The organism is Streptomyces sp. JHA26 (assembly GCF_002005565.1).
Lineage (GTDB): Bacteria > Actinomycetota > Actinomycetes > Streptomycetales > Streptomycetaceae > Streptomyces.
Genome location: NZ_BDJC01000044.1, coordinates 13014 through 34559, shown reverse-complemented (window position 1 = coordinate 34559; position 21546 = coordinate 13014). Strand labels below are relative to the sequence as shown.

Annotated in this window: 22 protein-coding genes and 1 riboswitch; of the genes, 15 read left to right on the top strand and 7 right to left on the bottom strand. The window is 73.5% G+C overall.

Going from position 1 to position 21546, the window contains the following annotated elements; genetic code table 11:
* Positions 1-48 precede the first annotated feature (48 nt).
* The 4 genes from JHAT_RS24295 to JHAT_RS24280 are packed head-to-tail and all read left to right on the top strand — an operon-like array spanning position 49 to position 5699.
* A complete protein-coding gene (locus JHAT_RS24295) occupies positions 49-1581 on the top strand; it encodes a GMC family oxidoreductase (RefSeq protein ID WP_077800377.1) in 1533 nt (510 codons plus the stop codon).
* Entirely contained in the window at positions 1578-2801 is a 1224-nt protein-coding gene (locus tag JHAT_RS24290; protein WP_077800376.1) for a glycine betaine/L-proline ABC transporter ATP-binding protein, read from the top strand. The genes JHAT_RS24295 and JHAT_RS24290 overlap by 4 nt, the downstream gene beginning before the upstream one ends.
* A complete protein-coding gene (locus tag JHAT_RS24285) occupies positions 2801-4747 on the top strand; it encodes a proline/glycine betaine ABC transporter permease (RefSeq protein ID WP_077800375.1) in 1947 nt (648 codons plus the stop codon). Before JHAT_RS24290 ends, JHAT_RS24285 begins: the two co-directional genes overlap by 1 nt.
* 1 nt (position 4748) lies before the next feature.
* Entirely contained in the window at positions 4749-5699 is a 951-nt protein-coding gene (locus tag JHAT_RS24280; protein WP_077800374.1) for an ABC transporter substrate-binding protein, read from the top strand.
* 3 nt (positions 5700-5702) lie between these two features.
* On the opposite strand, the gene JHAT_RS24275 is transcribed toward JHAT_RS24280, so the two are convergent.
* The 3 genes from JHAT_RS24275 to JHAT_RS24265 are packed head-to-tail and all read right to left on the bottom strand — an operon-like array spanning position 5703 to position 7371.
* Positions 5703-6422 (bottom strand): isocitrate lyase/phosphoenolpyruvate mutase family protein, encoded by a 720-nt coding sequence (locus JHAT_RS24275; RefSeq protein WP_077800373.1) that lies wholly within the window; start codon positions 6420-6422, stop codon positions 5703-5705.
* Entirely contained in the window at positions 6419-6865 is a 447-nt protein-coding gene (locus tag JHAT_RS24270; RefSeq protein ID WP_077800372.1) for a carboxymuconolactone decarboxylase family protein, read from the bottom strand. Before JHAT_RS24270 ends, JHAT_RS24275 begins: the two co-directional genes overlap by 4 nt.
* Positions 6862-7371, bottom strand: a complete 510-nt coding sequence (locus tag JHAT_RS24265) for a carboxymuconolactone decarboxylase family protein (RefSeq protein WP_077800371.1) — start codon at positions 7369-7371, stop codon at positions 6862-6864. Before JHAT_RS24265 ends, JHAT_RS24270 begins: the two co-directional genes overlap by 4 nt.
* Before the next feature lie 47 nt (positions 7372-7418).
* On the opposite strand from JHAT_RS24265, the gene JHAT_RS24260 reads away from it, so the two are divergent.
* From JHAT_RS24260 to JHAT_RS24245, 4 genes are all read left to right on the top strand, one after another.
* Positions 7419-8804: a PLP-dependent aminotransferase family protein gene (locus tag JHAT_RS24260; RefSeq protein ID WP_077800370.1), complete on the top strand. Its 1386-nt coding sequence runs from the start codon at positions 7419-7421 to the stop codon at positions 8802-8804.
* Between the two features lie 78 nt (positions 8805-8882).
* The gene (locus JHAT_RS24255; RefSeq protein WP_077800369.1) at positions 8883-9233 is read left to right on the top strand and encodes a hypothetical protein; all 351 of its coding nucleotides are present in this window, start codon (positions 8883-8885) and stop codon (positions 9231-9233) included.
* 5 nt (positions 9234-9238) lie between these two features.
* Complete coding sequence (locus JHAT_RS24250) at positions 9239-10423, top strand: glutathionylspermidine synthase family protein (protein WP_077800368.1); 1185 nt, start codon at positions 9239-9241, stop codon at positions 10421-10423.
* A 150-nt stretch (positions 10424-10573) separates the two neighbouring features.
* Positions 10574-10662: riboswitch (ZMP/ZTP riboswitch) on the top strand.
* A 31-nt stretch (positions 10663-10693) separates the two neighbouring features.
* Positions 10694-12139, top strand: coding sequence for a glycine hydroxymethyltransferase (locus JHAT_RS24245; protein WP_077800367.1), 1446 nt, complete (start codon positions 10694-10696; stop codon positions 12137-12139).
* 14 nt (positions 12140-12153) lie between these two features.
* On the opposite strand, the gene JHAT_RS24240 is transcribed toward JHAT_RS24245, so the two are convergent.
* Complete coding sequence (locus JHAT_RS24240; RefSeq protein WP_077800366.1) at positions 12154-12813, bottom strand: hypothetical protein; 660 nt, start codon at positions 12811-12813, stop codon at positions 12154-12156.
* Positions 12814-12941: 128 nt separating this feature from the next.
* Here JHAT_RS24240 and trpS point away from each other — a divergent pair, with 128 nt between their 5' ends.
* Together trpS and JHAT_RS24230 are read left to right on the top strand one after the other, a co-directional pair.
* Positions 12942-13955: a tryptophan--tRNA ligase gene (trpS, locus tag JHAT_RS24235; RefSeq protein ID WP_077800365.1), complete on the top strand. Its 1014-nt coding sequence runs from the start codon at positions 12942-12944 to the stop codon at positions 13953-13955.
* A gap of 173 nt (positions 13956-14128) precedes the next feature.
* Positions 14129-14707 carry a 2'-5' RNA ligase family protein gene (locus JHAT_RS24230; protein WP_077800364.1) on the top strand — a complete coding sequence of 193 codons (579 nt, stop codon included), beginning with the start codon at positions 14129-14131 and terminating at the stop codon, positions 14705-14707.
* Positions 14708-14886: 179 nt separating this feature from the next.
* Here JHAT_RS24230 and JHAT_RS24225 read toward each other — a convergent pair whose 3' ends face one another.
* Both JHAT_RS24225 and JHAT_RS24220 read right to left on the bottom strand, forming a co-directional pair.
* Positions 14887-15642: a decaprenylphospho-beta-D-erythro-pentofuranosid-2-ulose 2-reductase gene (locus JHAT_RS24225; protein ID WP_077800363.1), complete on the bottom strand. Its 756-nt coding sequence runs from the start codon at positions 15640-15642 to the stop codon at positions 14887-14889.
* Positions 15643-15659: 17 nt separating this feature from the next.
* A complete protein-coding gene (locus tag JHAT_RS24220; RefSeq protein WP_077800362.1) occupies positions 15660-17027 on the bottom strand; it encodes an FAD-binding protein in 1368 nt (455 codons plus the stop codon).
* 133 nt (positions 17028-17160) lie between these two features.
* Here JHAT_RS24220 and JHAT_RS24215 point away from each other — a divergent pair, with 133 nt between their 5' ends.
* Genes JHAT_RS24215 through JHAT_RS24200 form a run of 4 tightly spaced genes read left to right on the top strand, consistent with a single transcriptional unit; the run spans position 17161 to position 19971 of the window.
* Positions 17161-17667 carry a phosphatase PAP2 family protein gene (locus JHAT_RS24215; RefSeq protein ID WP_077800361.1) on the top strand — a complete coding sequence of 169 codons (507 nt, stop codon included), beginning with the start codon at positions 17161-17163 and terminating at the stop codon, positions 17665-17667.
* Complete coding sequence (locus JHAT_RS24210; RefSeq protein ID WP_077800360.1) at positions 17664-18611, top strand: decaprenyl-phosphate phosphoribosyltransferase; 948 nt, start codon at positions 17664-17666, stop codon at positions 18609-18611. Before JHAT_RS24215 ends, JHAT_RS24210 begins: the two co-directional genes overlap by 4 nt.
* Positions 18605-19075 carry a GtrA family protein gene (locus tag JHAT_RS24205; RefSeq protein WP_077800359.1) on the top strand — a complete coding sequence of 157 codons (471 nt, stop codon included), beginning with the start codon at positions 18605-18607 and terminating at the stop codon, positions 19073-19075. Before JHAT_RS24210 ends, JHAT_RS24205 begins: the two co-directional genes overlap by 7 nt.
* Positions 19063-19971, top strand: coding sequence for a YihY/virulence factor BrkB family protein (locus JHAT_RS24200; protein ID WP_253195588.1), 909 nt, complete (start codon positions 19063-19065; stop codon positions 19969-19971). Before JHAT_RS24205 ends, JHAT_RS24200 begins: the two co-directional genes overlap by 13 nt.
* Here JHAT_RS24200 and JHAT_RS24195 read toward each other — a convergent pair.
* Positions 19919-21193 (bottom strand): D-alanyl-D-alanine carboxypeptidase family protein, encoded by a 1275-nt coding sequence (locus tag JHAT_RS24195; protein WP_375603586.1) that lies wholly within the window; start codon positions 21191-21193, stop codon positions 19919-19921. The genes JHAT_RS24200 and JHAT_RS24195 overlap by 53 nt on opposite strands.
* Before the next feature lie 91 nt (positions 21194-21284).
* Between JHAT_RS24195 and JHAT_RS24190 the strand changes: the two genes are divergently transcribed.
* Positions 21285-21524 carry an SCO4848 family membrane protein gene (locus JHAT_RS24190; RefSeq protein WP_077800395.1) on the top strand — a complete coding sequence of 80 codons (240 nt, stop codon included), beginning with the start codon at positions 21285-21287 and terminating at the stop codon, positions 21522-21524.
* The last annotated feature ends 22 nt before the right edge of the window (positions 21525-21546 follow it).

The following is a 21546-nucleotide window of genomic DNA, read 5'->3' as shown; positions in this document are numbered from 1 at the left end:
CCGCACCACCCGTCGCATTCCGTCCCCACGCCCCACTGGAGTACCTCCATGCCCGAAACCACCCAGGTCTACGACTACGTCGTCATCGGCGGCGGCACCGCGGGCTCCGTGATCGCCGCCCGCCTCACCGAGAACCCGGACGTCACCGTCGCCGTCATCGAGGGCGGTCCCAGCGACGTCGGCCGCGACGACGTGCTGACCCTGCGCCGCTGGATGGGCCTGCTCGGCGGCGAACTGGACTACGACTACCCCACCACCGAGCAGCCACGCGGCAACTCCCACATCCGGCACAGCCGCGCCCGCGTCCTCGGCGGCTGCTCCTCCCACAACACCCTCATCGCCTTCAAGCCGCTGCCGTCCGACTGGGACGAGTGGGAGGCCGCCGGCGCGAAGGGGTGGGGCGCGGTGCAGATGGAGGCGTACTTCGCCCGGCTGGAGAACAACATCGTCCCGGTCGACGAGAAGGACCGCAACGCCATCGCCCGCGACTTCGTCGACGCCGCGCAGAAGGCCCTCCAGGTCCCCCGGATCGAGGGCTTCAACCAGAAGCCGTTCACCGAGGGCGTCGGCTTCTTCGACCTCGCCTACCACCCCGAGGACAACAAGCGCTCGTCGGCCTCGGTGGCGTACCTGCACCCGGTGATGGACGAGCGGCCCAACCTCACGATCATGCTGGAGACGTGGGCGTACAGGCTCCGGTTCGACGGCACCCGCGCCGAGGGCGTCCACGTCCGCACCAAGGACGGCGAGGAGATCCTGGTCCAGGCCCGCAACGAGGTCGTGCTGTGCGCGGGCGCCGTCGACTCGCCGCGCCTGCTGCTGCACTCCGGCATCGGCCCCCGCGAGGACCTCGAGGCCCTCGGCATACCCGTGGTGCACGACCTGCCCGGCGTCGGCGAGAACCTGCTCGACCACCCCGAGTCGGTGATCGTGTGGGAGACGAACGGCCCCATCCCGGAGAACTCCGCGATGGACTCCGACGCCGGTCTGTTCGTGCGCCGCGACCCCGAACACGCGGGCCCCGACCTGATGTTCCACTTCTACCAGATCCCGTTCACGGACAATCCGGAGCGACTGGGCTACGAGCGGCCGGAGTTCGGCGTCTCCATGACCCCGAACATCCCCAAGCCCAGGAGCCGCGGCCGCCTCTACCTCACCAGCGCCGACCCGTCCGTGAAGCCCGCCCTGGACTTCCGCTACTTCACCGACGAGGACGATTACGACGGCCGCACCCTCGTCGACGGCATCCGCATCGCCCGCGAGATCGCCCGGACCGAGCCGCTCGCGACCTGGCTCAGGCGCGAGGTCTGCCCCGGCCCGGACGTCACCGGCGACGAGGAGCTGAGCGAGTACGCCCGCAAGGTCGCCCACACCGTCTACCACCCGGCGGGCACCTGCAAGATGGGCGCCGCCGACGACGAGACGGCCGTCGTCGACCCCGAGCTGCGCATCCGCGGCCTGGACGGCATCCGCATCGCCGACGCCTCCGTCTTCCCGACCATGCCCGCCGTGAACCCGATGATCGGCGTCCTCATGGTCGGGGAACGCGCCGTCGAGCTGATCGGCGGTGATGCCCGATGACCGCCACCACCGCCACCGCCACCGTCGACGGCGCCGCGGCCGAGCGTCCCCCGGTCTTCTCCGTGGACGGCCTGTGGAAGGTCTTCGGCCCGAAGGCCGCCCGCGTCCCCGCCGACCCCGAGCTGACCGCCCTGACCCCGGCCGAGCTGCGCTCCCGCACCGGCTGCACGGCCGCCGTCCGCGACGTCTCCTTCGACGTCCGCAAGGGCGAGGTCTTCGTCGTCATGGGCCTGTCCGGCTCCGGCAAGTCCACGCTGGTGCGCTGCCTGACCCGGCTGATCGAGCCGACCGCGGGCACCATCGCCATCGACGGCGAGGACGTCCGCGCCATGGACGGGTCCCGGCTGCGCGAACTGCGCCGCCACCGCGCCGCGATGGTCTTCCAGCACTTCGGCCTGCTCCCGCACCGCACCGTCCTCGACAACGTGGCGTACGGCCTGGAGGTCCAGGGCGTGGGCCGCGCCGAGCGCCGCGAGCGCGCCGCCGCGATCGTCGCCAAGGTCGGCCTGGAGGGCCTGGAGCAGCGCCGCCCCGGCCAGCTCTCCGGCGGTCAGCGCCAGCGCGTCGGCCTCGCCCGCGCCCTCGCCGTCGACCCCGAGGTGCTGCTGTTCGACGAGCCGTTCAGCGCGCTCGACCCGCTGATCCGGCGGGACATGCAGGAGGAGGTCGTCCGGCTGCACCGCGAGGAGGGCCGCACGATGGTCTTCATCACCCACGACCTCCAGGAGGCCCTGAAGCTGGGCGACCGCATCGCCCTGATGCGCGACGGCCGCGTCGTGCAGCTCGGCACCCCGGAGGAGATCGTCGGCTCGCCCGCCGACGACTACGTCCGCGCGTTCGTCCGCGACGTCCCGCGCGAGCAGGTCCTCACCGTCCGCACCGCGATGCGCCCCGCCGCCTCCGCCGACGAGGCGGGCACCGGCCCGGCGATCCGCCCCGAGGCCACGGTCGCCGAGGCCATCGAGGCCGTGGCGCGAGCGCATTCCCCGGCCCGCGTGATGGACGACGGCCGCTGCCTGGGCGTCGTGGACGCGACCGACCTGCTGTCGGTGGTGGCGGGCACGGCCGAGGCCCCCGCCCCGGCCACGGCGGACGATGCCGCCACAGCCGGCTCGGCCGCGGGCAGTCGTGCCGCTGGGGCGGCACGGGTGGGCGCGGCACCGGCCCAGCGCCGTGAGCCGACCACCCCGCCCCCCGCCCCCACCGAGGAGCCGGCGTAATGGCAACGATCACCGCACCGACGTCGCGTAAGGCCGCCCCGCCGGGCATCCTCACCCACCCCGCGACCCGCAAGCTCCTCGCCCTGGCCCTCGCGGCAGCGATCCTCGCCCCCATGGCCGCCACGCAGTGGCCCGGCACCACCTGGCCCACCGCCCTCACCGTCGACGTCTCCGCCCCCCTCGGCAGCGCCAGCGACTGGATCATCGACAACCGCGACAGCCACCCCCTCTTCCTCTACTTCTTCGGCCACGTCAGCAACGCCGTCACCATCGCCGTACGCGCCGTCTACCTCGCCCTCCTCGCCGTCGGCTGGGCCGGGGTCACCGCGATCGGCGCCCTGGTCGCCTGGCGGGCGGCCGGCGCGAAGCTCGCGCTCGGCACCGCCGCCGCGTTCCTCGCCTGCGGCCTGCTCGGCATGTGGGTGCCGACGATGCAGACCCTCGCCCTGATGGTCGTCGCCGTCCTCGCGTCGGTCGCCGTGGGCGCCCTGCTGGGCCTCGCCGCCGGCCTGTCCGACCGGATGGACCGCGTCCTGCGCCCGGTGCTCGACACCATGCAGGTGCTGCCCGCCTTCGCCTACCTCCTCCCCGTCGTCCTGGTCTTCGGCATCGGCGTCCCCGCCGCCGTCCTGGCCACCGTCGTCTACGCCGCCCCTCCCATGGCCCGGCTCACCGCCCTCGGCCTGCGCGGCGCCGACAAGGAGGTGCTGGAGGCCGTCGAGTCCCTCGGCACCACCGCCCGCCAGCGGCTGCTGACCGCGCGCATCCCGCTGGCCCGCAAGGAACTCCTCCTCGGCGTCAACCAGACGATCATGATGGCGCTGTCCATGGCCGTCATCGCCTCCGTCATCGGCGCCGGCGGCCTGGGCGACCGCGTCTACCAGGCGCTCGCCTCCGTCGACGTCGGCGCCGCCCTCGCCGCCGGCATCCCGATCGTGCTGCTCGCCGTCGTCCTGGACCGCGTGACCGGCGCGGCGGGGGAGCGGCTCGGCGAGGCCGGGAAGTCCCCGGTGACCTGGCTGTACGTCGCGGCTACCGCCGTCGCGGTGGCGCTCGCCGGACGTCTCGCCGGCCTCCTCGACTGGCCCGAGGCGTGGGAGGTGGACATCGCCGAGCCCGTCAACCGGGCCGTCGACTGGATGACCGCCCACCTCTACTCCGGCGTCCCCGTCGTCGGCGGCACCGCCGACTGGGCCGCCCACTTCACCAGCTGGGTCCTCAACCCGCTGCGGGACGGCCTCCAGTGGCTGCCCTGGTGGTCGGTGCTCCTGATCGTCGCCGCCCTGGCCTGGCTGATCGGCACCTGGCGCACCGCGCTGACCGCCGTCCTCGCCATGGCCGCGATCGGCGTGCTCGGTGTGTGGAAACCGTCCCTGGACACGCTCTCCCAGGTGCTGGCGGCCGTCGCCGTCACCCTGGTCATCGGCTTCGCGACCGGCGTCGCCGCCGCCCGCAGCGACCGCTTCGACCGTCTGCTGCGGCCCGTCCTGGACGTCTGCCAGACGATGCCGCAGTTCGTGTACCTGATCCCGGTCGTCGCCCTGTTCGGCGTCGGCCGCGCCCCCGCGGTCGCCGCCGCGGTCGTCTACGCCCTCCCGGCCGTCGTCCGCATCACCGCGCAGGGGCTGCGCCAGGTCGACCCGGCCGCGCTGGAGTCGGCCCGTTCGCTCGGCGCGACCAGCGGGCAGCAGCTGCGCCAGGTCCAGCTCCCGCTGGCCCGCCGGTCCCTGCTGCTCGCCGTCAACCAGGGCGTCGTCCTCGTCCTCGCCGTCGTCATCATCGGCGGCCTGGTCGGCGGCGGCGCGCTCGGCTACCAGGTCGTCTTCGGTCTCGCGCAGGGCGACCTGGCGACCGGTCTGGTGGCGGGAGCCGCCATCGTCTGCCTCGGCCTGATGCTCGACCGGGTCACCCAGCCGACCGGACGCCATACGAGGAAGGGAGCCTGAGATGTCCCGCAAGCGGATCACGGCGGCCGCCGCCGTGCTGGTGCTGGCCACCGGCTGCGGCGCCGCCGACATGACCAAGCAGGCGTCCCCGTTCGCGAACGCCCGGGGCGCGAAGACCGTCACCCTGTCCGTGCAGTCCTGGGTCGGCGCCCAGGCCGACGTGGCCGTCGCCCGGTACCTGCTGGAGCACGAGCTCGGCTACCGCGTCGACACCGTCCAGGTCGACGAGGTCCCCGCCTGGGACGCGCTCAGCCAGGGCCGGGTCGACGCCATCCTGGAGGACTGGGGCCACCCCGAGCAGGAACAGCGCTACGTCGCGGACAAGAAGACCATCGTCCCCGGCGGCGACCTCGGCGTCACCGGGCACATCGGCTGGTTCGTCCCGACGTACTTCGCGGAGAAACACCCGGACGTCACGGACTGGAAGAACCTGAACAAGTACGCCGAGCTGCTGCGCACCGCCGAGAGCGGCGGCAAGGGCCAGCTGATGGACGGCTCCCCGTCCTACGTCACCAACGACAAGGCGCTGGTGAAGAACCTCGGCCTGGACTACCAGGTCGTCTTCGCCGGCTCCGAGGCCGCCCAAATCACCCAGATCAAGCAGTTCGCCAAGGAGAAGAAGCCCTTCCTGACCTACTGGTACACGCCCCAGTGGCTGTTCGAGAAGGTCCCGATGACCGAGGTGAAGCTGCCGCCGCACCAGGAGGGCTGCGACGCCGACCCGGCGAAGGTCGACTGCGCCTACCCGGTCACCCCGCTGCAGAAGTACCTCAACGCCGGCTTCGCGAAGAACGGCGGCGAGGCGGCGGAGTTCCTCGAGAACTTCCGCTGGACGACCGAGGACCAGAACCAGGTCTCCCTGATGATCGCCGAGCAGAAGATGCGGCCCGAGGAGGCGGCGGAGAAGTGGGTGGACAGCCACGAGTCCGTCTGGAAGGAGTGGCTGCCCTGAGCCTCACTCCGCCAGTTCCGCCGCGATCTCCCGCAGCGCGCTCTCCGCGCGCCGCTGGAGGCCCGGCCCGAACGTGATCCGGGTGGCCCCGAGTGCGCCGAGCTCGGCGGGCGAGGGGCCCTCCCCGGGCCGGGCGAGGACGTTCACCGGCCCCTGGACGCCGGACCGCAGCAGCGGCACCACGTCCACGGGGGCGCCGATCGGGTACACGCAGTCGGCGCCCGCGGCGACGTACAGCGCGGCCCGCTCCAGAGCCCGGTCCGGGTCGGCGACGCCCCTGACGAACGTGTCGACGCGGGCGTTGACGAACAGCCGGTCCCCGGCCGCCGCCCGCACCTCGGCCAGCCACGCGGCGTGCTCGTGCGGGTCCTTGAGCACCCCGCCCGTGGAGTCCTCCAGGTTGCAGCCCACGGCACCCGCCGCGAGCAGCCGCTCCACCAGCTCCCCGGGGGCCAGCCCGTACCCGTCCTCCACGTCCGCCGACACCGGGACGTCGACGGCCCGGGCGATCCGTGCGACCGCCGCGAACATCTCGTCGGCCGGGGTCCGCCCGTCCTCGTACCCCAGGGAGGCGGCGACCCCGGCGCTGGGCGTCGCCAGCGCCGGGAACCCGGCCCGCGCGAACACGCGGGCGCTCGCCGCGTCCCAGGGACCGGGCAGGACGAGGGGGTCGTCCGGGGCCCGGCCGTGGTGCAGGGCGCGGAAGACACCTACCTTGCTCACGGCGTGTACCCCCCTGGTGGGATGCGGCGGGCGACCATCAGCCGGTTCCAGCCGTTGATGACGGCGATCAACCCCACCAGGTGGGCCAGCTCGCCGGCCGGGAAGTGCGCCGCGGCCCGCTCGTACACGGCGTCGGGCACGAAGCCCTCCGTCAGGACCGTCACCGCCTCGGTCAGCGCGAGCGCGGCCCGCTCCCGCTCGCTGTAGAGCTCCCCGGCCTCCTCCCAGGCGTCGAGCAGACCGAGCCGCTGCTCGTCCTCCCCGTTCTTCCGGGCGAGGGTGAGGTGCATGTCCAGGCAGAACGCGCAGTGGTTGAGCTGCGAGGCCCGGATCATCACCAGCTCGGCGAGCGCGGGATCGCCGAGCCCCTTCTTCGCCGCCGCGCTGAGCGCGGACATGGCCTGCGCGACCTCCCCGTCCAGGAGTCGCGTGCGGGCCGTCATCCGTGCTGCCCCGGCCGGTAGTGCCCCGGGGTCATACGGCAGGTCACGCCGAAGCGGTTCCAGGCGTTGATCACCGTGATGACGGCGATCAGCTGCGCCAGCTCCGGCTCGTCGAAGTGCTCCGCGGCCCGCTCGTAGACCTCGTCGGGGACGAAACCGTCCGTCAGCACGGTCACGGCCTCCGTCAGCTCCAGCGCCGCGAGCTCCTTCTCGGTGTAGAAGTGCCGCGACTCCTCCCAGGCGCTGAGCTGGATGATCCGCTCCACGCTCTCCCCGGCCGCGAGGGCGTCCTTGCTGTGCATGTCGATGCACAGGGCGCAGCGGTTGATCTGGGAGGCGCGGATCTTCACCAGCTCGAACAGCGTCGGGTCCACCCCCCGCCGGGCGGCCGTGTCCAGCCGGATCATCGCCTTGTAGACCTCGGGCGCGTGCTTGGCCCACTCCAGCCGTACGGGCAGTTCGGAGGCGTGCTCCGCGGTCGTCGTGTCATCGGTGTGCGTCGTCATGCCCTCGACCCTAGGAACGAAGCAGCCCAGGGGTATGGTCCATTGCCATGGCGAAACCCTGGGCCACTTACGGCGTCGACCTGCACCTGGAACCGGCCGGGCCGGGCCTGCGCCGCGGCCTGACCGACGCCCTGCGCGAGGCCGTCCGCACCGGCCGCCTGGCCGCCGGCACCCGGCTGCCCTCCTCCCGCGCCCTCGCCGCCGACCTCGGCATCGCCCGCAACACCGTCGCCGACGCCTACGCCGACCTCGTCGCCGAGGGCTGGCTCACCGCGCGCCAGGGCTCCGGCACCCGCGTCGCGGACCGCGCCGTCGTCCCGCCCGCGGGCTCGGCCCCGCGCCCCCGCACCCCCACCCGCCCCGCCCACGACCTCCGCCCGGGCACGCCCGACCTGGCCTCCTTCCCGCGCGCGGAGTGGCTCAAGGCGGCCCGCCGCGCCCTCGCCGCCGCCCCCCACGACGCCCTCGGCTACGGCGACCCCCGCGGGCGCCCGGAGCTGCGCACCGCGCTGGCCGGCTACCTCGCCCGGGTCCGCGGCGTGCGCGCCGACCCCGAACGCCTGCTGGTCCTCGGCGGGTTCGCGCAGGGCCTGGCCCTGCTCGCCGCCGTGCTGAAGGCGCGCGGCGCGCACACCGTCGCCGTCGAGTCGTACGGCCTCCACGTGCACCGCGACCTGCTGACCGCCGCCGGACTGCGCACCGTCCCGCTGCCCTTCGACGCGCGCGGCACCGACCCCGTCGGACCGGACGGCGCGGGCGCCGTGCTGCTCACCCCCGCCCACCAGTTCCCGATGGGCGTCCCCCTGCACCCCGACCGGCGGGCCACCGTCGTCGACTGGGCGCGGCGCACCGGCGGACTGGTCCTGGAGGACGACTACGACGGCGAGTTCCGCTACGACCGCCAGCCCGTCGGCGCCCTCCAGGGCCTGGACCCCGACCGCGTCGTCTACCTCGGCACCGCCAGCAAGTCCCTCGCCCCCGGCCTGCGGCTGGCCTGGGCCGTGCTCCCGCCGGGTCTCGCCGACGACCTCACGGCGGCCCGCGGGGGCCTCGACACCACCGGCGTCCTGGACCAGCTCACCCTGGCCGAGTTCCTCACCTCCGGCGCCTACGACCGCCACGTCCGCTCCGCCCGCCTGCGCTACCGGCGCCGCCGGGACGCCCTGGTCGCGGCGCTCGCCGACCGCGCGCCCGAGGTGCGGGTCACCGGGATCGCGGCCGGTCTGCACGCCGTCCTCGGGCTGCCGCCCGGCACCGAGCGGCAGGTGGTCCGGGCGGCGGCCTGGCAGGGCCTCGCCGTGCACGGCCTGTCCCTCTTCCGCCACCCCGAGGCCGTCACCGCACCGCGGGACGCCGTGGTCGTCGGCTACGGCACCCCGCCCGACCACGCCTGGGAGGGGGCCCTGGACGCGCTGTGCCGGGCGCTGCCGTAGAGTCCACCGGCGGCGCGGTCCGTACACTCGAACGGCCCAAGTGTCGTACACCCGAACGAACAACGGGGAGACAAGGACATGGCGGAGACCCGGCGACGACTGCGGTCGAGCACGGTGGTGCTCGGCGGCATGGGAGTGCTCGCGGCGGCCCTCAGCGCGTGCGGCTCGGACCCCGACCGCCGCTGCGTGGACCGCGACAGCTACGACTACTTCCTCGGCTACAAGGTCGTCGCCGACAAGAACTGCACGTCGGTTTCGTCGGGCAGCTCCTCCCACAAGGGCCGCAAGACCGCGAGCGCCACGGACGCCGACTGGTACTACGACGCCGACGTCAGCGACGGCTGGGCCGACGACGGCACCTTCAGCCGGTCCGAGGCCGTCGACCGCGGCGGCTTCGGCTGCTCGGGCTCCGGCAGCGGCGGCGGCTGAGCCCCGTGGAACGCCGCACCATCGCCCCCCGCCCCGGCTGGCAGCAGACCGTCGAGGAACAGGGCCTCATCTACCCCCTCACCCGCTACCCCGACGACTCCCTGCGCCCCTACTGGGACGAGAGCGCCTACTACGTCTTCTCCCTGCCCGAGGTCGAGGCGCTGGAGGAGGTCGTCGAGGAACTGCACCGCATGTGCCTGGCGGCGGCCGAGCACATCGTCACCGCCGGCCGCTTCGCCGACCTCGGCATCACCGACCCGCGCGTCGTCCACGCGGTCACCGAGGCCTGGCACCGCCGCGCCGAACTCCCCTCCGTCTACGCCCGCTTCGACCTGCGCTACGACGGCACGGGCCCGGCCAAGCTCCTGGAGTACAACGCGGACACCCCGACCTCCCTCGTCGAGGCCGCGTCCCCGCAGTGGTTCTGGATGGAGGACCGCTTCCCCGGCGCCGACCAGTGGAACAGCCTCCACGAACGCCTCGTCGACGCCTGGAGGAAGCAGGCCGCGCTCCTGCCGCCCGGCAACCCGCTGTACTTCGCCCACTCCTCGGACGACGAACTCGGCGAGGACCTGATGACGGTCGCCTACCTCAAGGAGACCGCCGAGCAGGCCGGCCTGGCCACCGACTGGATCTCCATGGAGGAGATCGGCTGGGACCGCCTCTCCGGCCGCTTCGTCGACAACAAGCTCCGCTTCATCCGCAGCATCTTCAAGCTCTACCCCTGGGAGTGGCTCACCACCGACCGCTTCGCCGGCCACGTCCTGGACACCCTCGACAACGGCGGCGGCACCGGCACCACCCTGTGGATCGAACCCGCCTGGAAGATGCTGCTCAGCAACAAGGCCCTGCTGGCGATCCTGTGGGAGCTCCACCCCGGCCACCCCAACCTCCTCCCGGCCCACCTGGACGGCCCGCGCGAGCTGGCCGGCACCACGGGCTGGGTCGCCAAGCCCCTCCTGGGCCGCGAGGGCGCCGGCGTCACGGTCCACGCCCCCGGCACCGACCCGGCACCCCGGGACGAACCCTGCTGCTACCAGGAGCTCGCCCCCCTGCCCGACTTCGACGGCAACCACGTCGTCCTGGGCGCCTGGGTGGTGGAGAACGAGTCGGCGGGCCTGGGCATCAGGGAGTCGTCGGGCCTGGTGACGGACGAGTACGCCCGCTTCCTGCCCCACGTGATCCTGTGACCGGCCCCGCGGGGGCCGCCCGTCAGGGGCGTGGGGAGAACCGCTCGCGACCGGCCACGACGCACCCGCACCCCGCGACGACCGACGACCCCGCGCACGCTCCCGCATCCCGGACACCGAAGGCACCGCCACACCACACCCGGTACCCTGACCGTGGGCCGTGACTGGCGCGCTGGGATGGGTCCAACCATCAGGGAGCGGCCCGAGAAGAACGAGTGCCGAGCGCCTGGGCCGACCTGAACGCTGATTCCCACGTCCGGAGGCCCCCTCGTGTCCGCAGACCCGACCCCCGAGTCCATCGCCTACCGCGCCGCCCTCGACGTCATCCGGACGGTCGAGCCCCGCGTCGCCGACGCCATCGGCCAGGAGGTCGCCGACCAGCGCGAGATGCTCAAGCTGATCGCCTCCGAGAACTACGCCTCCCCGGCCACCCTGCTGACCATGGGCAACTGGTTCAGCGACAAGTACGCCGAGGGCACCGTCGGCCGCCGCTTCTACGCCGGCTGCCGCAACGTCGACACCGTCGAGTCCCTCGCCGCCGAGCACGCCCGCGAACTGTTCGGCGCCCGCCACGCCTACGTCCAGCCGCACTCCGGCATCGACGCCAACCTGGTCGCCTTCTGGGCCGTCCTCGCCGACCGCGTCGAGGTGCCCTTCCTGGAGAAGACCGGCGCCCGCCAGATCAACGACCTCTCCGAGGCCGACTGGGCCGAGCTGCGCCAGGCCTTCGGCAACCAGCGCATGCTCGGCATGTCCCTCGACGCGGGCGGCCACCTCACCCACGGCTTCCGCCCGAACATCAGCGGCAAGATGTTCGACCAGCGCTCCTACGGCACCGACCCCGCGACCGGCCTGATCGACTACGAGGCCCTGCGCGCCCAGGCCCGCGCGTTCAAGCCGCTGATCCTCGTCGCCGGCTACTCCGCGTACCCGCGCCTGGTGAACTTCCGGATCATGCGCGAGATCGCCGACGAGGTCGGCGCGACCCTCATGGTCGACATGGCGCACTTCGCGGGCCTCGTCGCGGGCAAGGTCCTCACCGGCGACTTCGACCCGGTCCCGCACGCCCAGATCGTCACCACGACGACCCACAAGTCGCTGCGCGGCCCGCGCGGCGGCATGGTGCTGTGCGACGACTCCCTCAAGGACCAGGTCGACCGCGGCTGCCCGATGGTCCTCGGCGGCCCGCTCCCGCACGTCATGGCGGCGAAGGCGGTCGCCCTGGCGGAGGCGCGGCAGCCGTCCTTCCAGGACTACGCCCAGCGGATCGTCGACAACTCCCGCGCCCTCGCCGAGGGCCTGATGCGCCGCGGCGCCACCCTGGTGACGGGCGGCACGGACAACCACCTGAACCTGATCGACGTGGCCTCCTCCTACGGCCTCACCGGCCGCCAGGCCGAGCAGGCCCTGCTGGACTCCGGCATCGTCACCAACCGCAACGCGATCCCGGCCGACCCGAACGGCGCCTGGTACACCTCCGGCATCCGCGTCGGCACCCCGGCGCTGACCACGCGGGGCCTCGGCACCGCCGAGATGGACGAGGTCGCGGGCCTCATCGACCGCGTCCTGACGGCCGCCGAGCCCGGCACCACCAAGTCGGGCGCCCCCTCCAAGGCGTCCCACGTCCTGGACGGGAAGATCGCCGACGAGATCTCCCGCCGCGCGACGGACCTGGTCGCCGGCTTCCCGCTGTACCCGGAGATCGACCTGGGCTGAGCGGCCGGCGGCGTTCAGAGGTCGATCAGCTCCTGACGCGGCTCGCCGCGCGGCGGTCCGGCACCGTGCCGGGCCGCCGCGCGGCGTACCAACAGGGTCGCGGCGACCCCCGCCGCGAGCCCCGCGGCGCCCCACCGCACCCCGCCCCACGGTCCGCCGCCACCGCCGTCACCGGCGTCGGCGGGTTCCTCGCCGAGGAATCCCTCGGCGGCCAGCCGGTCGTACACCCGCCGCGGGGCCCGGCGCCAGCGGATGTCGTCGTCCGCGACGTCCGGCGCGGGATCCGTACGCACCCACGGAGTGCCGTCCTCGGCCACCAGCAACTGGTCCTGGCGCAGCATCGCCACGTCACCGCCGGGCGCCCGCCGCGTCTGCGGCCAGCCACCCACCCCCGTCATCCCCCACAGGACGGTGAGCCGCACGGGGGGCGCACCGCCCGCCGTCCAGGACCCGGGGACCCGCTCCGTGTCCGGGTGATCCTGCTCCAGCAGGTCCCGCAGCCGGTCGAAGTCGGGCTCCCCGGCGTGCCAGGACGCGGTACGCCCGGTGCCGGACCACACGACCACCGCCACGTCGGGCTGGTCGAGCGGCGCGCCCTCCGCCGCAGCGGCCCCCGGCCCGCCCCCGAGCAGCACCGCCGCCGCCGCGGCCACCGCACACGCCAGCCGTCGCATGACGCCCCCTCCCGCCCCGTCCTCCCTCGTTGCACCACCGTCCTTGTTACATCACAGCGGACGGCCGGGAACACCTCCGTACCGGACCAGTGCCCGACCGCCCGCCCCGGCCTGAGAGAATGGCTGGCATGGTGAATGACCGTCCCCGCGTGCTCTCCGGTATCCAGCCGACCTCCGGCTCGTTCCACCTCGGCAACTACCTCGGTGCCGTCCGTCAGTGGGTCGACATGCAGAACACCCACGACGCGTTCTACATGGTCGTCGACCTGCACGCGATCACGGTCCCGCAGGACCCGAAGGTGCTCCGGGAGAACACCCGCGTCGCCGCCGCCCAGCTCCTCGCGGCCGGTCTCGACCCGGAGCGCTGCACGTTGTTCGTGCAGAGCCACGTGCCCGAGCACGCCCAGCTCGGCTGGCTGATGAACTGCATCACCGGCTTCGGCGAGGCCTCCCGGATGACCCAGTTCAAGGACAAGTCCGCCAAGCAGGGCAGCGACCGCACCACCGTCGGCCTGTTCACGTACCCGATGCTGATGGTCGCCGACATCCTGCTCTACCAGGCCGACCAGGTCCCCGTCGGCGAGGACCAGCGCCAGCACCTGGAGCTGACCCGCGACCTCGCCGACCGGTTCAACCAGACCTACGGCGACACCTTCACCGTGCCGAGCGCGTACATCCTCAAGGAGACGGCGAAGATCTACGACCTTCAGGACCCGACCGCCAAGATGAGCAAGTCGGCGGCCACCCCGAAGGGCCTGATCAACCTGCTCGACGAGCCCAAGGTCACCGCGAAGAAGGTCAAGAGCGCGGTCACCGACACCGACACGGTGATCCGCTTCGACCGCGAGCACAAGCCCGGCGTCAGCAACCTGCTGACGATCCACTCCACGCTCACCGGCACGTCGATCCCCGAGTTGGAGCAGCAGTACGAGGGCAAGGGCTACGGCGCGCTGAAGACGGACCTCGCCGAGATCATGGTCGAGTTCGTGTCGCCCTTCCGGGAGCGCACCCAGCAGTACCTGGACGACCCGGAGACCCTCGACGCGGTGCTGGCCAAGGGTGCCGAGAAGGCCCGTTCCGTCGCCGCGGAGACCCTCTCCCGGGCCTACGACGGCATGGGCTTCCTGCCCGCCAAGCACTGACCGGCGGCAGGACCCCGAGCGCCCGGTACGCCACCGTAGCGCTGCACATCACTCCGGTTGCGCCTGCCCGGGGCGCGGTCGTGGCCGTACAGTCGATATCCGGGTGGCCGCATCGGCGGCCACCGCCGCGCGCCGGTGGGCGGGCGGCACCGACAGAACGACAGGGAGACGACGTGGGGACCGTAACGATCGGCGTGTCGATCGCGGTCCCGGAGCCTCACGGCAGCCGGCTTCAGCAGCTGCGCGCGGGCTTCGGCGACGCCGCGGCACACGGCATCCCCACGCACGTCACCCTGCTGCCGCCGACCGAGATCGACGGCGCGGCGCTGCCCGCCGTCGAGTCGCACCTGGCGGAGGTGGCGGCCCGCGGCCGGCCCTTCCCGATGCGGCTGTCCGGCACCGGGACCTTCCGCCCGCTGTCGCCCGTGGTCTACGTCCAGGTCGTCGAGGGCGCCGCGGCCTGCTCCTGGCTCCAGAAGCGGATCCGCGACTCCTCCGGGCCGCTCCCGCGCGAACTGCCGTTCCCGTACCACCCGCACGTCACCGTCGCGCACGGCATCGACGAGGCCGCGATGGACCGCGCCTACGAGGAGCTGGCCGACTACGAGGCCCAGTGGCCGTGCACCGGCTTCGCGCTCTACGAGCAGGGCCCCGACGGGGTGTGGCGCAAGCTGCGCGAGTTCCCCTTCGGCAGCGCGGTCGTCCCCCCGCAGGCCGGCCGCGTGGAGACCGGCTCCCTGCCGACCCGCTAGGACCTGTTGCGAAAGTGGCCTCTGCCGCGCGACGCCCGGCACGCACTCTCGCCGCACCGCCCGGAAGCCCGGGTACGCCCAGTACGAGGGCTTCCGGGCGGCACGCCGAGAGCACGCACCGGACGCCGCGCGGCCGCCCTTCGGGCGACGAGGCCACTTTCGCACCAGGCCCTAGACCCCTACACCGGCAGCCGCCGGAACAGCGGCCGCGGCAGGTGCCGCAGCGCCGACATCACCACCCGCAGCGCACCCGGCACCCACACCGTCTCCGAGCGGCGCCGCAACCCCAGCTCGATGGCCGACGCGACCGCCTCGGGCGTCGTCGCGAACGGCGCCTCCTCCCTCCCGGCGGTCATCCGCGACCGCACGAACCCGGGGCGTACGACCATGACGTGCACGCCCGTGCCGTGCAGCGCGTCGCCGAGGCCCTGCGCGAAGACGTCCAGGCCGGCCTTGCTGGAACCGTAGATGAAGTTGGCCCGGCGGGCCCGCTCCCCGGCCACCGACGACAGCACCACCAGCGAGCCGTGCCCCTGCGCCTGCAGCGCGCGGGCGCTCACCAGACCGGCCGAGACCGCGCCGGTGTAGTTGGTCTGCGCGACCCGCACGGCGTTCAGCGGCTCGCGCTCGTCGTGCGCCTGGTCGCCGAGGACGCCGAACGCGAGCAGCACCAGGTCGATGTCGCCCTCGGCGAACACCTTGCCCAGCGCCTCCTCGTGGGACTCGGGGGCCAGCGCGTCGAAGGCGACGGTGCGCACCTCGGCGCCGAGCTCCCGCAGCCGCCCGGCCGCCGCGTCCAGCGCGGGGGAGGGCCGGCCGGCCAGCCACACGGTGCGGGTGCGGCGGGCGATCAGCCGGCGCGCGGTGGCCAGCGCGATCTCGGACGTACCGCCGAGGACGAGAAGGGACTGGGGGAGGCCGAAGGCGTCCTTCACGACAGCTCCAGGAAGGGTCACAGGGCGAGGCGCCGGGACAGGTCGGACGTGAACACCCCGCGCGGGTCCAGCTCCGCGCGCAGCGCGCGGAAGTCGTCCAGGCGCGGGTACATCGCGGCGAGCAGGTCGGGCCGCAGCCGGGAGTCCTTGGCGAGGTAGACCCGGCCGCCGGCCGCGGCGACCTCCTCGTCGAGCTCGTCGAGGAAGGCGCCGAGCCCCGGCAGCCCGGCCGGGACGTCCAGCGCGAGGGTCCAGCCGGGCACCGGGAACGACAGCCAGCCCGGGTCGGCCTCGCCGAAGCGCTTGAGGACGGCCAGGAAGGACGGGCAGCGGTGCGCGGAGATGCGCCGCACGATCCGGTGCAGGGTCTCCTCCCGGCCGTGACCGACGACGAACTGGTACTGCACGAAGCCGCCGCGGCCGTAGATCCGGTTCCAGTGGGGCACCCCGTCCAGCGGGTGGAAGAACGTGGAGATCCGCTGGAGCTGCCCGCGGCGCGCACGGGGGGCCCTGCGGTACCAGAACGCGTTGAACAGGCCCACGCTCGTCCGGCTGAGCAGTCCCTCCGGCAGGAAGGCGGGGGCCGCCGGCAGGCGCGGGGTGCGGAAGGCCAGCGGCTCGCGCCGGGCGCGGGCCGGCAGCGCGTCCAGCGGGGCGTGGTCGCCGCGGGTCAGGACCGCGCGGCCGGTCGCCCCGCCGCGCGCCAGCAGGTCGATCCAGGCGACCGAGTAGCGGTAGCGGTGGTCGGTGGCCGTCAGGCGGGCCATGAGGTCGTCGAGGTCGGCGGCGCGCTCGGTGTCGACCGACATCAGCGCGGTCTCGACCGGCTGGAGCCGCACGGTCGCGGTGAGGATCACCCCGGTCAGGCCCATGCCGCCGGCGGTGGCGTCGAACAGCGGCGTGCCCTGCCCCACCGTGCGGACCCGGCCGTCGGCGGTGAGCAGCTCCAGGGACAGCACGTGCCGGGCGAAGGACCCGGACACGTGGTGGTTCTTGCCGTGGATGTCGGCGCCGATCGCCCCGCCGACCGTCACGTAACGGGTGCCGGGCGTCACCGGCACGAACCAGCCGAGCGGCAGCAGGACCTCCATCAGCCGGTGCAGGGAGACGCCCGCGTCGCACAGCACGGTGCCGCCGTCGACGTCGACGGCGTGGATCCGGTCCAGGCCCGTCATGTCGAGCACCGCGCCGCCCGCGTTCTGCGCCGCGTCGCCGTACGCCCGGCCCAGGCCCCGCGGGATGCCGCCGCGCGCCCCGCACTCCCGGACCGCCGCCGCGGCCTCCTCGTACGTCCGCGGACGGACCAGCCGGGCCGCGGTGGGCGCGGTGCGGCCCCAGCCGGTGAGGGGGCTCCATTCGGCGACGGGAACGGTGTCGGCAGACATGCCGGTGACCGTATCCCCCTAGGACGAACCATCGGTTCCGGAACATCCCGGCCCTCCCCGAAACGGGTGATTAATGGTATGTCGCCCGAGGATGCCGGACTTACCACGCCTCCGGCGTGAACAGTGAGTCCCCATGGACGACCTCGACGACATGGACCACCGGATCGTGACGGCGCTCAGAGCCTGCGGCACGGACCCGCGCGTGGCCGCCGCCGCGCGCGCCCTGTCCTGGGCCGGGGAACACGGAGCACTGTGGCTCGCCGCGGGCCTCACCGCGGCCGCCGTGGACGGCCCGCGACGGACGGCCTGGCTGCGCGGCACCGCGCTCACCGCGGGCGCGCACCTGGCCAGCATGGGGGTGAAGCGGGTCGTGCGCCGCCCCCGCCCCGCACACGTCCGGCCCCTGGTGCGCACCGCGAGCCGGCACTCCTTCCCCAGCTCCCACGCCGCCTCCGCCGCGGCCGCCGCCGTCGTCTTCGGCGCGCTCGGCGTGCGCGCGGCCTGGCCGGCGGCCGCCGCCGTGTGCGTGTCCCGGCTGGTCGTCGGCGTCCACTACCCGTCCGACGTGGCGGCGGGCGCGGCCCTCGGCGCGCTCACGGCCCGGCTCGGCGCCGACTGGATGCGCGGAGGGACCCGGTGACCGACACGGCCGTCCTGCGACAGCGCTCGTCCGAACAGCCCCCGCAGCCCGACCCGCCCCGCGGCGGCCTCGTGGGCGGCCTGCTCAGGACCGCGCGCCCCCGCCAGTGGATCAAGAACGTCCTGGTCGTCGCCGCCCCGGCCGCCGCCGGCGAGCTGTTCTCCCGGCACGCCCTGACACAACTCGCCCTCGTTTTCCTCCTGTTCACCGCCTGCGCCGCCGCCGTCTACCTCGTCAACGACGCCCGCGACGCCGAGGCCGACCGCGCCCACCCGGTCAAACGCCACCGCCCCGTCGCCGCCGGACAGGTCCCGGTGCCGGTCGCCTACGCCGTCGGGGGCGCCCTGGGCGTCCTCGCGCCCCTCGTCGCGGCCCGGCTGTGCCCCCCGCCCGTCGCGGCCCTGCTGGTCGCCTACCTCGCGATGCAGGTGGCGTACTGCGTCAGCCTCAAGCACGTCCTGGTCGTCGACCTCGCCGTCGTCACCACCGGCTTCCTGATGCGCGCGATGATCGGCGGGCTGGCGCTGGGCATCCCGCTGTCGCGCTGGTTCCTCATCACCACCGGCTTCGGCGCCCTGTTCATGGTCTCCGCCAAGCGCTACAGCGAGGCCGTGCAGATGGCCGGCAAGCAGGGCGCCACCCGCGCCCTGCTCACCGAGTACACCACCGGCTACCTCCGCTTCGTCTGGCAGCTCGCGGCCGGCGTCGCCGTCCTCGGCTACTGCCTGTGGGCCATGGAGGAGGGCGGAGTCCCGCACACCAGCGTGCTGCCCTGGCGCCAGCTGTCCATGGTCGCCTTCATCCTCGCCGTGCTGCGCTACGCCGTCTTCGCCGACCGCGGCACCGCGGGCGAACCCGAGGACGTCGTCCTGCGCGACCGTGCCCTCGCGCTGATCGGCGTGGTGTGGGTGGCGATGTACGGCCTGGCGGTGGCCAATTGGTAACCGCCCGGCGCGAACTGCTGGGCTTCGCCACCGCCGGACTGCTCGCCTACGCCGTCGACCTCGGTCTCTTCACCGTGCTGCGCGGCCCCGCCGGACTCGGCCCGCTCACCGCCAAGGCCCTGTCCTTCGCCGCCGGCTGCTCGGTGGCCTACGCGGGCAACGCGCTGGGCACCTACCGGCACACCCGCCCCCGCGGCCTGCGCCCGTACGCCGTGTTCTGCGCCGTGAACGCCGCCGGCGCCGCCGTGCAGCTGCTGTGCCTGACCGTCAGCCACTACGGCCTCGGCCTCACCTCGCAGCGCGCCGACACCGTCTCCGGGGCGGGAATCGGCATGGCACTGGCCACCATCCTGCGTTTCTGGGGCACAAGGACACTGGTCTTCCGCTCCGGGGAGACGACCGGCCGCCGGCCGGGATCATGGACCGGGACGACCGGGGGCAGGGTCGGATCATGGACTGGCTGAAGAAGCTCCCCGTGGTGGGGCCGTGGATCGCACGGCTGACGACCACGCACGCGTGGCGGTCGTACGAGCGGCTGGACCGGGTCGCGTGGACGCGGCTGGCCGCCGCGATGACGTTCACCAGTTTCGTCGCGCTCTTCCCCCTGCTCAGCCTCGCCGCCGCCGTCGCCGCCGCCACGCTCGGCAAGGAGCAACAGGACCAGCTCCAGGACAAGGTCGCCGAGCAGGTGCCGGGCATCTCCGACCAGTTGAACATCCAGGGCCTGGTCGACAACGCCGGCACCGTCGGCCTCATCGCCGGCCTGCTGCTGCTCTTCACCGGCATCGGCTGGGTCGACGCCACCCGGGGCTGCCTGCGCGCCGTCTGGGAGGTGCCGGACGAGGAGGAGAACCCGCTCCTGCACCGGGCCAAGGACGCGGGCGTCCTCGTCGGCCTCGGCGGCGCCCTCCTGGTCACCGTCGCCATCTCCACCGTCGCCTCGGCGCTCGTCGGATGGATCGTCCGTCAGCTGGGCATCACCGAGGGCGGCTTCGGCAGCGTCCTGCTGCACGTCGCCGCCCTCGCCGTCGCCGTCCTCGCCGACTTCCTCCTGCTGCTGTACGTGCTGACCCTGCTCCCCGGCGTCCACCCGTCCCGCCGCCGCCTGCTGGTGGCCGCCCTGATCGGCGCGGTCGGCTTCGAACTGCTCAAGCTGCTGCTCAGCGGCTACATGCAGGGCGTCGCCACGAAGAGCATGTACGGCGCCTTCGGTGTCCCCGTCGCCCTGCTGCTGTGGATCAACTTCACCTCGAAGCTGGTGCTGTTCTGCGCCGCCTGGACGGCGACGGGCAGCAAGGCCGAGGAACTCACGGACGGGGACGGCGGCGCACCAGCTCCGGCAGCGGCCAGCGACGGTTGACCAGGAACGCGCCGCCCGCGAGCAGCACCAGCACCCCGGCGGCGATGCCGGCCGCCGTCCCGACGCCGGTGGAGCCGTCCGCGGCCGGGGCGCCCGCCACCGGCTTCGTCCCCGCGGCGGCCTTCCCGTCGCCGCCCCCGGCCTGACCCGAGGCCTCGGGTCCCGGGTTCGCCCGCACCGCGCTCCGCGGCGGCACCAGCTCACCCACCGGCTTCACCTTGCCGGCCGCCTGGAAACCCCAGTCGAGCAGCCGGGCGGTCTCCTTGTAGACCTCGTTGTGCTCACTCTTCGCCGGGTTCATCACGGTGACGAGCAGCACCCTGCCGTTCCGCTCGGCGACACCGGTGAAGGTGGCGCCCGCGTTGGTGGTGTTGCCGTTCTTCACGCCGGCGATGCCGGGGTAGACGTCCACGTCGTAGTCGCCGCGCAGCAGACGGTTGGTGTTCTGGATCTCGAAGGACTTGCGGTAGGTCCTGCCCTTCTTGTCCTTGGCCGTCTCGCCCGGGAACTTGGCGCGGACCGTCGAGGCGTACTCGCGGAAGTCCTTCTTCTGCAGCCCCGAGCGGGCGAACAGCGTCAGGTCGTACGCGGAGGAGACCTGGCGCGGGGCGTCGTAGCCGTCGGGGCTGACCACGGTGGTGTCGAGGGCCTGCAGCTCCTCGGCGTGCTGGTTCATCTCCGCCACGGTCTTGTCGACGCCGCCGTTCATCGCGGCCAGCACGTGCACGGCGTCGTTGCCCGACATCAGGAAGACGCCGCGCCACAGGTCCTCGACCGTGTACGTCTCCTCCTCCTTGACGCCGACCAGGCTGGACCCGGGGCCGACGCCCGCGAGGTCGGACACCGCCACCTTGTGCCGCGTGGTCTTCGGCCACTTCGGCAGCAGCGTGTCGGCGAACAGCATCTTCAGGGTGCTCGCCGGGGCCAGCCGCCAGTGGGCGTTGTGCGCGGCGAGCACGTCGCCGGTCTCGGCGTCGGCCACGATCCAGGAGCGGGCGGTGAGGTCCTTGGGCAGGACGGGCGCCCCGCCCGCGAGGTCGACCTGGTTCCCGGGTTGCCCGAGCCGCGTGCCGCCCACGGACGACATCGTCGCCGGGGGAGTGGCCGAGGGGCTCGTCGACGGGCCGGGCGCCGCGTACGCGGCCGGCGTGAGGGTCAGGGCGGTCAGGGCGGCGGAGGTGACCAGCAGGGAGCGCCGGCCGGTCTTCTTGGATGCGGGCACGAGCGAGAACGTACCGCCCGGCGCCGGCGTGCTCCCACCCCGCTCCCCACCCCGGGCACGGAATCGGACGGGCGGCGGTGATACTGGATTCATGAAGCTCAGCCGCCCCGTCTCCTGGTTCCTGCTCGCCTTCGGGGTGTGGAGCTGGATCATCTGGATCACTTTCGTCAAAAACCTGGTCGAGGACGCCAGCGGGCTGGCCTTCGAGGACGGCGACCCCACGGCGTACTTCTGGGTGCACCTGCTGCTCGCGATCGTCTCCTTCCTCCTGGGGACGGCCGTCGGGGTCATCGGGTTGCGCGGAGTGCGCGCACTGCGCCGAACGTCATAACGTCACCGACGACACGACTGAG

Coding starts and splice junctions, on each gene's coding strand:
- JHAT_RS24295 (WP_077800377.1), top strand. CDS start 49: ATGCCCGAAACCACCCAGGTCTACGACTACGTCGTCATCGGCGGCGGC.
- JHAT_RS24215 (WP_077800361.1), top strand. CDS start 17,161: ATGGACGACCTCGACGACATGGACCACCGGATCGTGACGGCGCTCAGA.
- trpS (WP_077800365.1), top strand. CDS start 12,942: ATGGTGAATGACCGTCCCCGCGTGCTCTCCGGTATCCAGCCGACCTCC.
- JHAT_RS24290 (WP_077800376.1), top strand. CDS start 1,578: ATGACCGCCACCACCGCCACCGCCACCGTCGACGGCGCCGCGGCCGAG.
- JHAT_RS24285 (WP_077800375.1), top strand. CDS start 2,801: ATGGCAACGATCACCGCACCGACGTCGCGTAAGGCCGCCCCGCCGGGC.
- JHAT_RS24200 (WP_253195588.1), top strand. CDS start 19,063: ATGGACTGGCTGAAGAAGCTCCCCGTGGTGGGGCCGTGGATCGCACGG.
- JHAT_RS24220 (WP_077800362.1), bottom strand. CDS start 17,027: ATGTCTGCCGACACCGTTCCCGTCGCCGAATGGAGCCCCCTCACCGGC.
- JHAT_RS24265 (WP_077800371.1), bottom strand. CDS start 7,371: ATGACGACGCACACCGATGACACGACGACCGCGGAGCACGCCTCCGAA.
- JHAT_RS24255 (WP_077800369.1), top strand. CDS start 8,883: ATGGCGGAGACCCGGCGACGACTGCGGTCGAGCACGGTGGTGCTCGGC.
- JHAT_RS24270 (WP_077800372.1), bottom strand. CDS start 6,865: ATGACGGCCCGCACGCGACTCCTGGACGGGGAGGTCGCGCAGGCCATG.
- JHAT_RS24280 (WP_077800374.1), top strand. CDS start 4,749: ATGTCCCGCAAGCGGATCACGGCGGCCGCCGCCGTGCTGGTGCTGGCC.
- JHAT_RS24190 (WP_077800395.1), top strand. CDS start 21,285: ATGAAGCTCAGCCGCCCCGTCTCCTGGTTCCTGCTCGCCTTCGGGGTG.
- JHAT_RS24260 (WP_077800370.1), top strand. CDS start 7,419: ATGGCGAAACCCTGGGCCACTTACGGCGTCGACCTGCACCTGGAACCG.
- JHAT_RS24240 (WP_077800366.1), bottom strand. CDS start 12,813: ATGCGACGGCTGGCGTGTGCGGTGGCCGCGGCGGCGGCGGTGCTGCTC.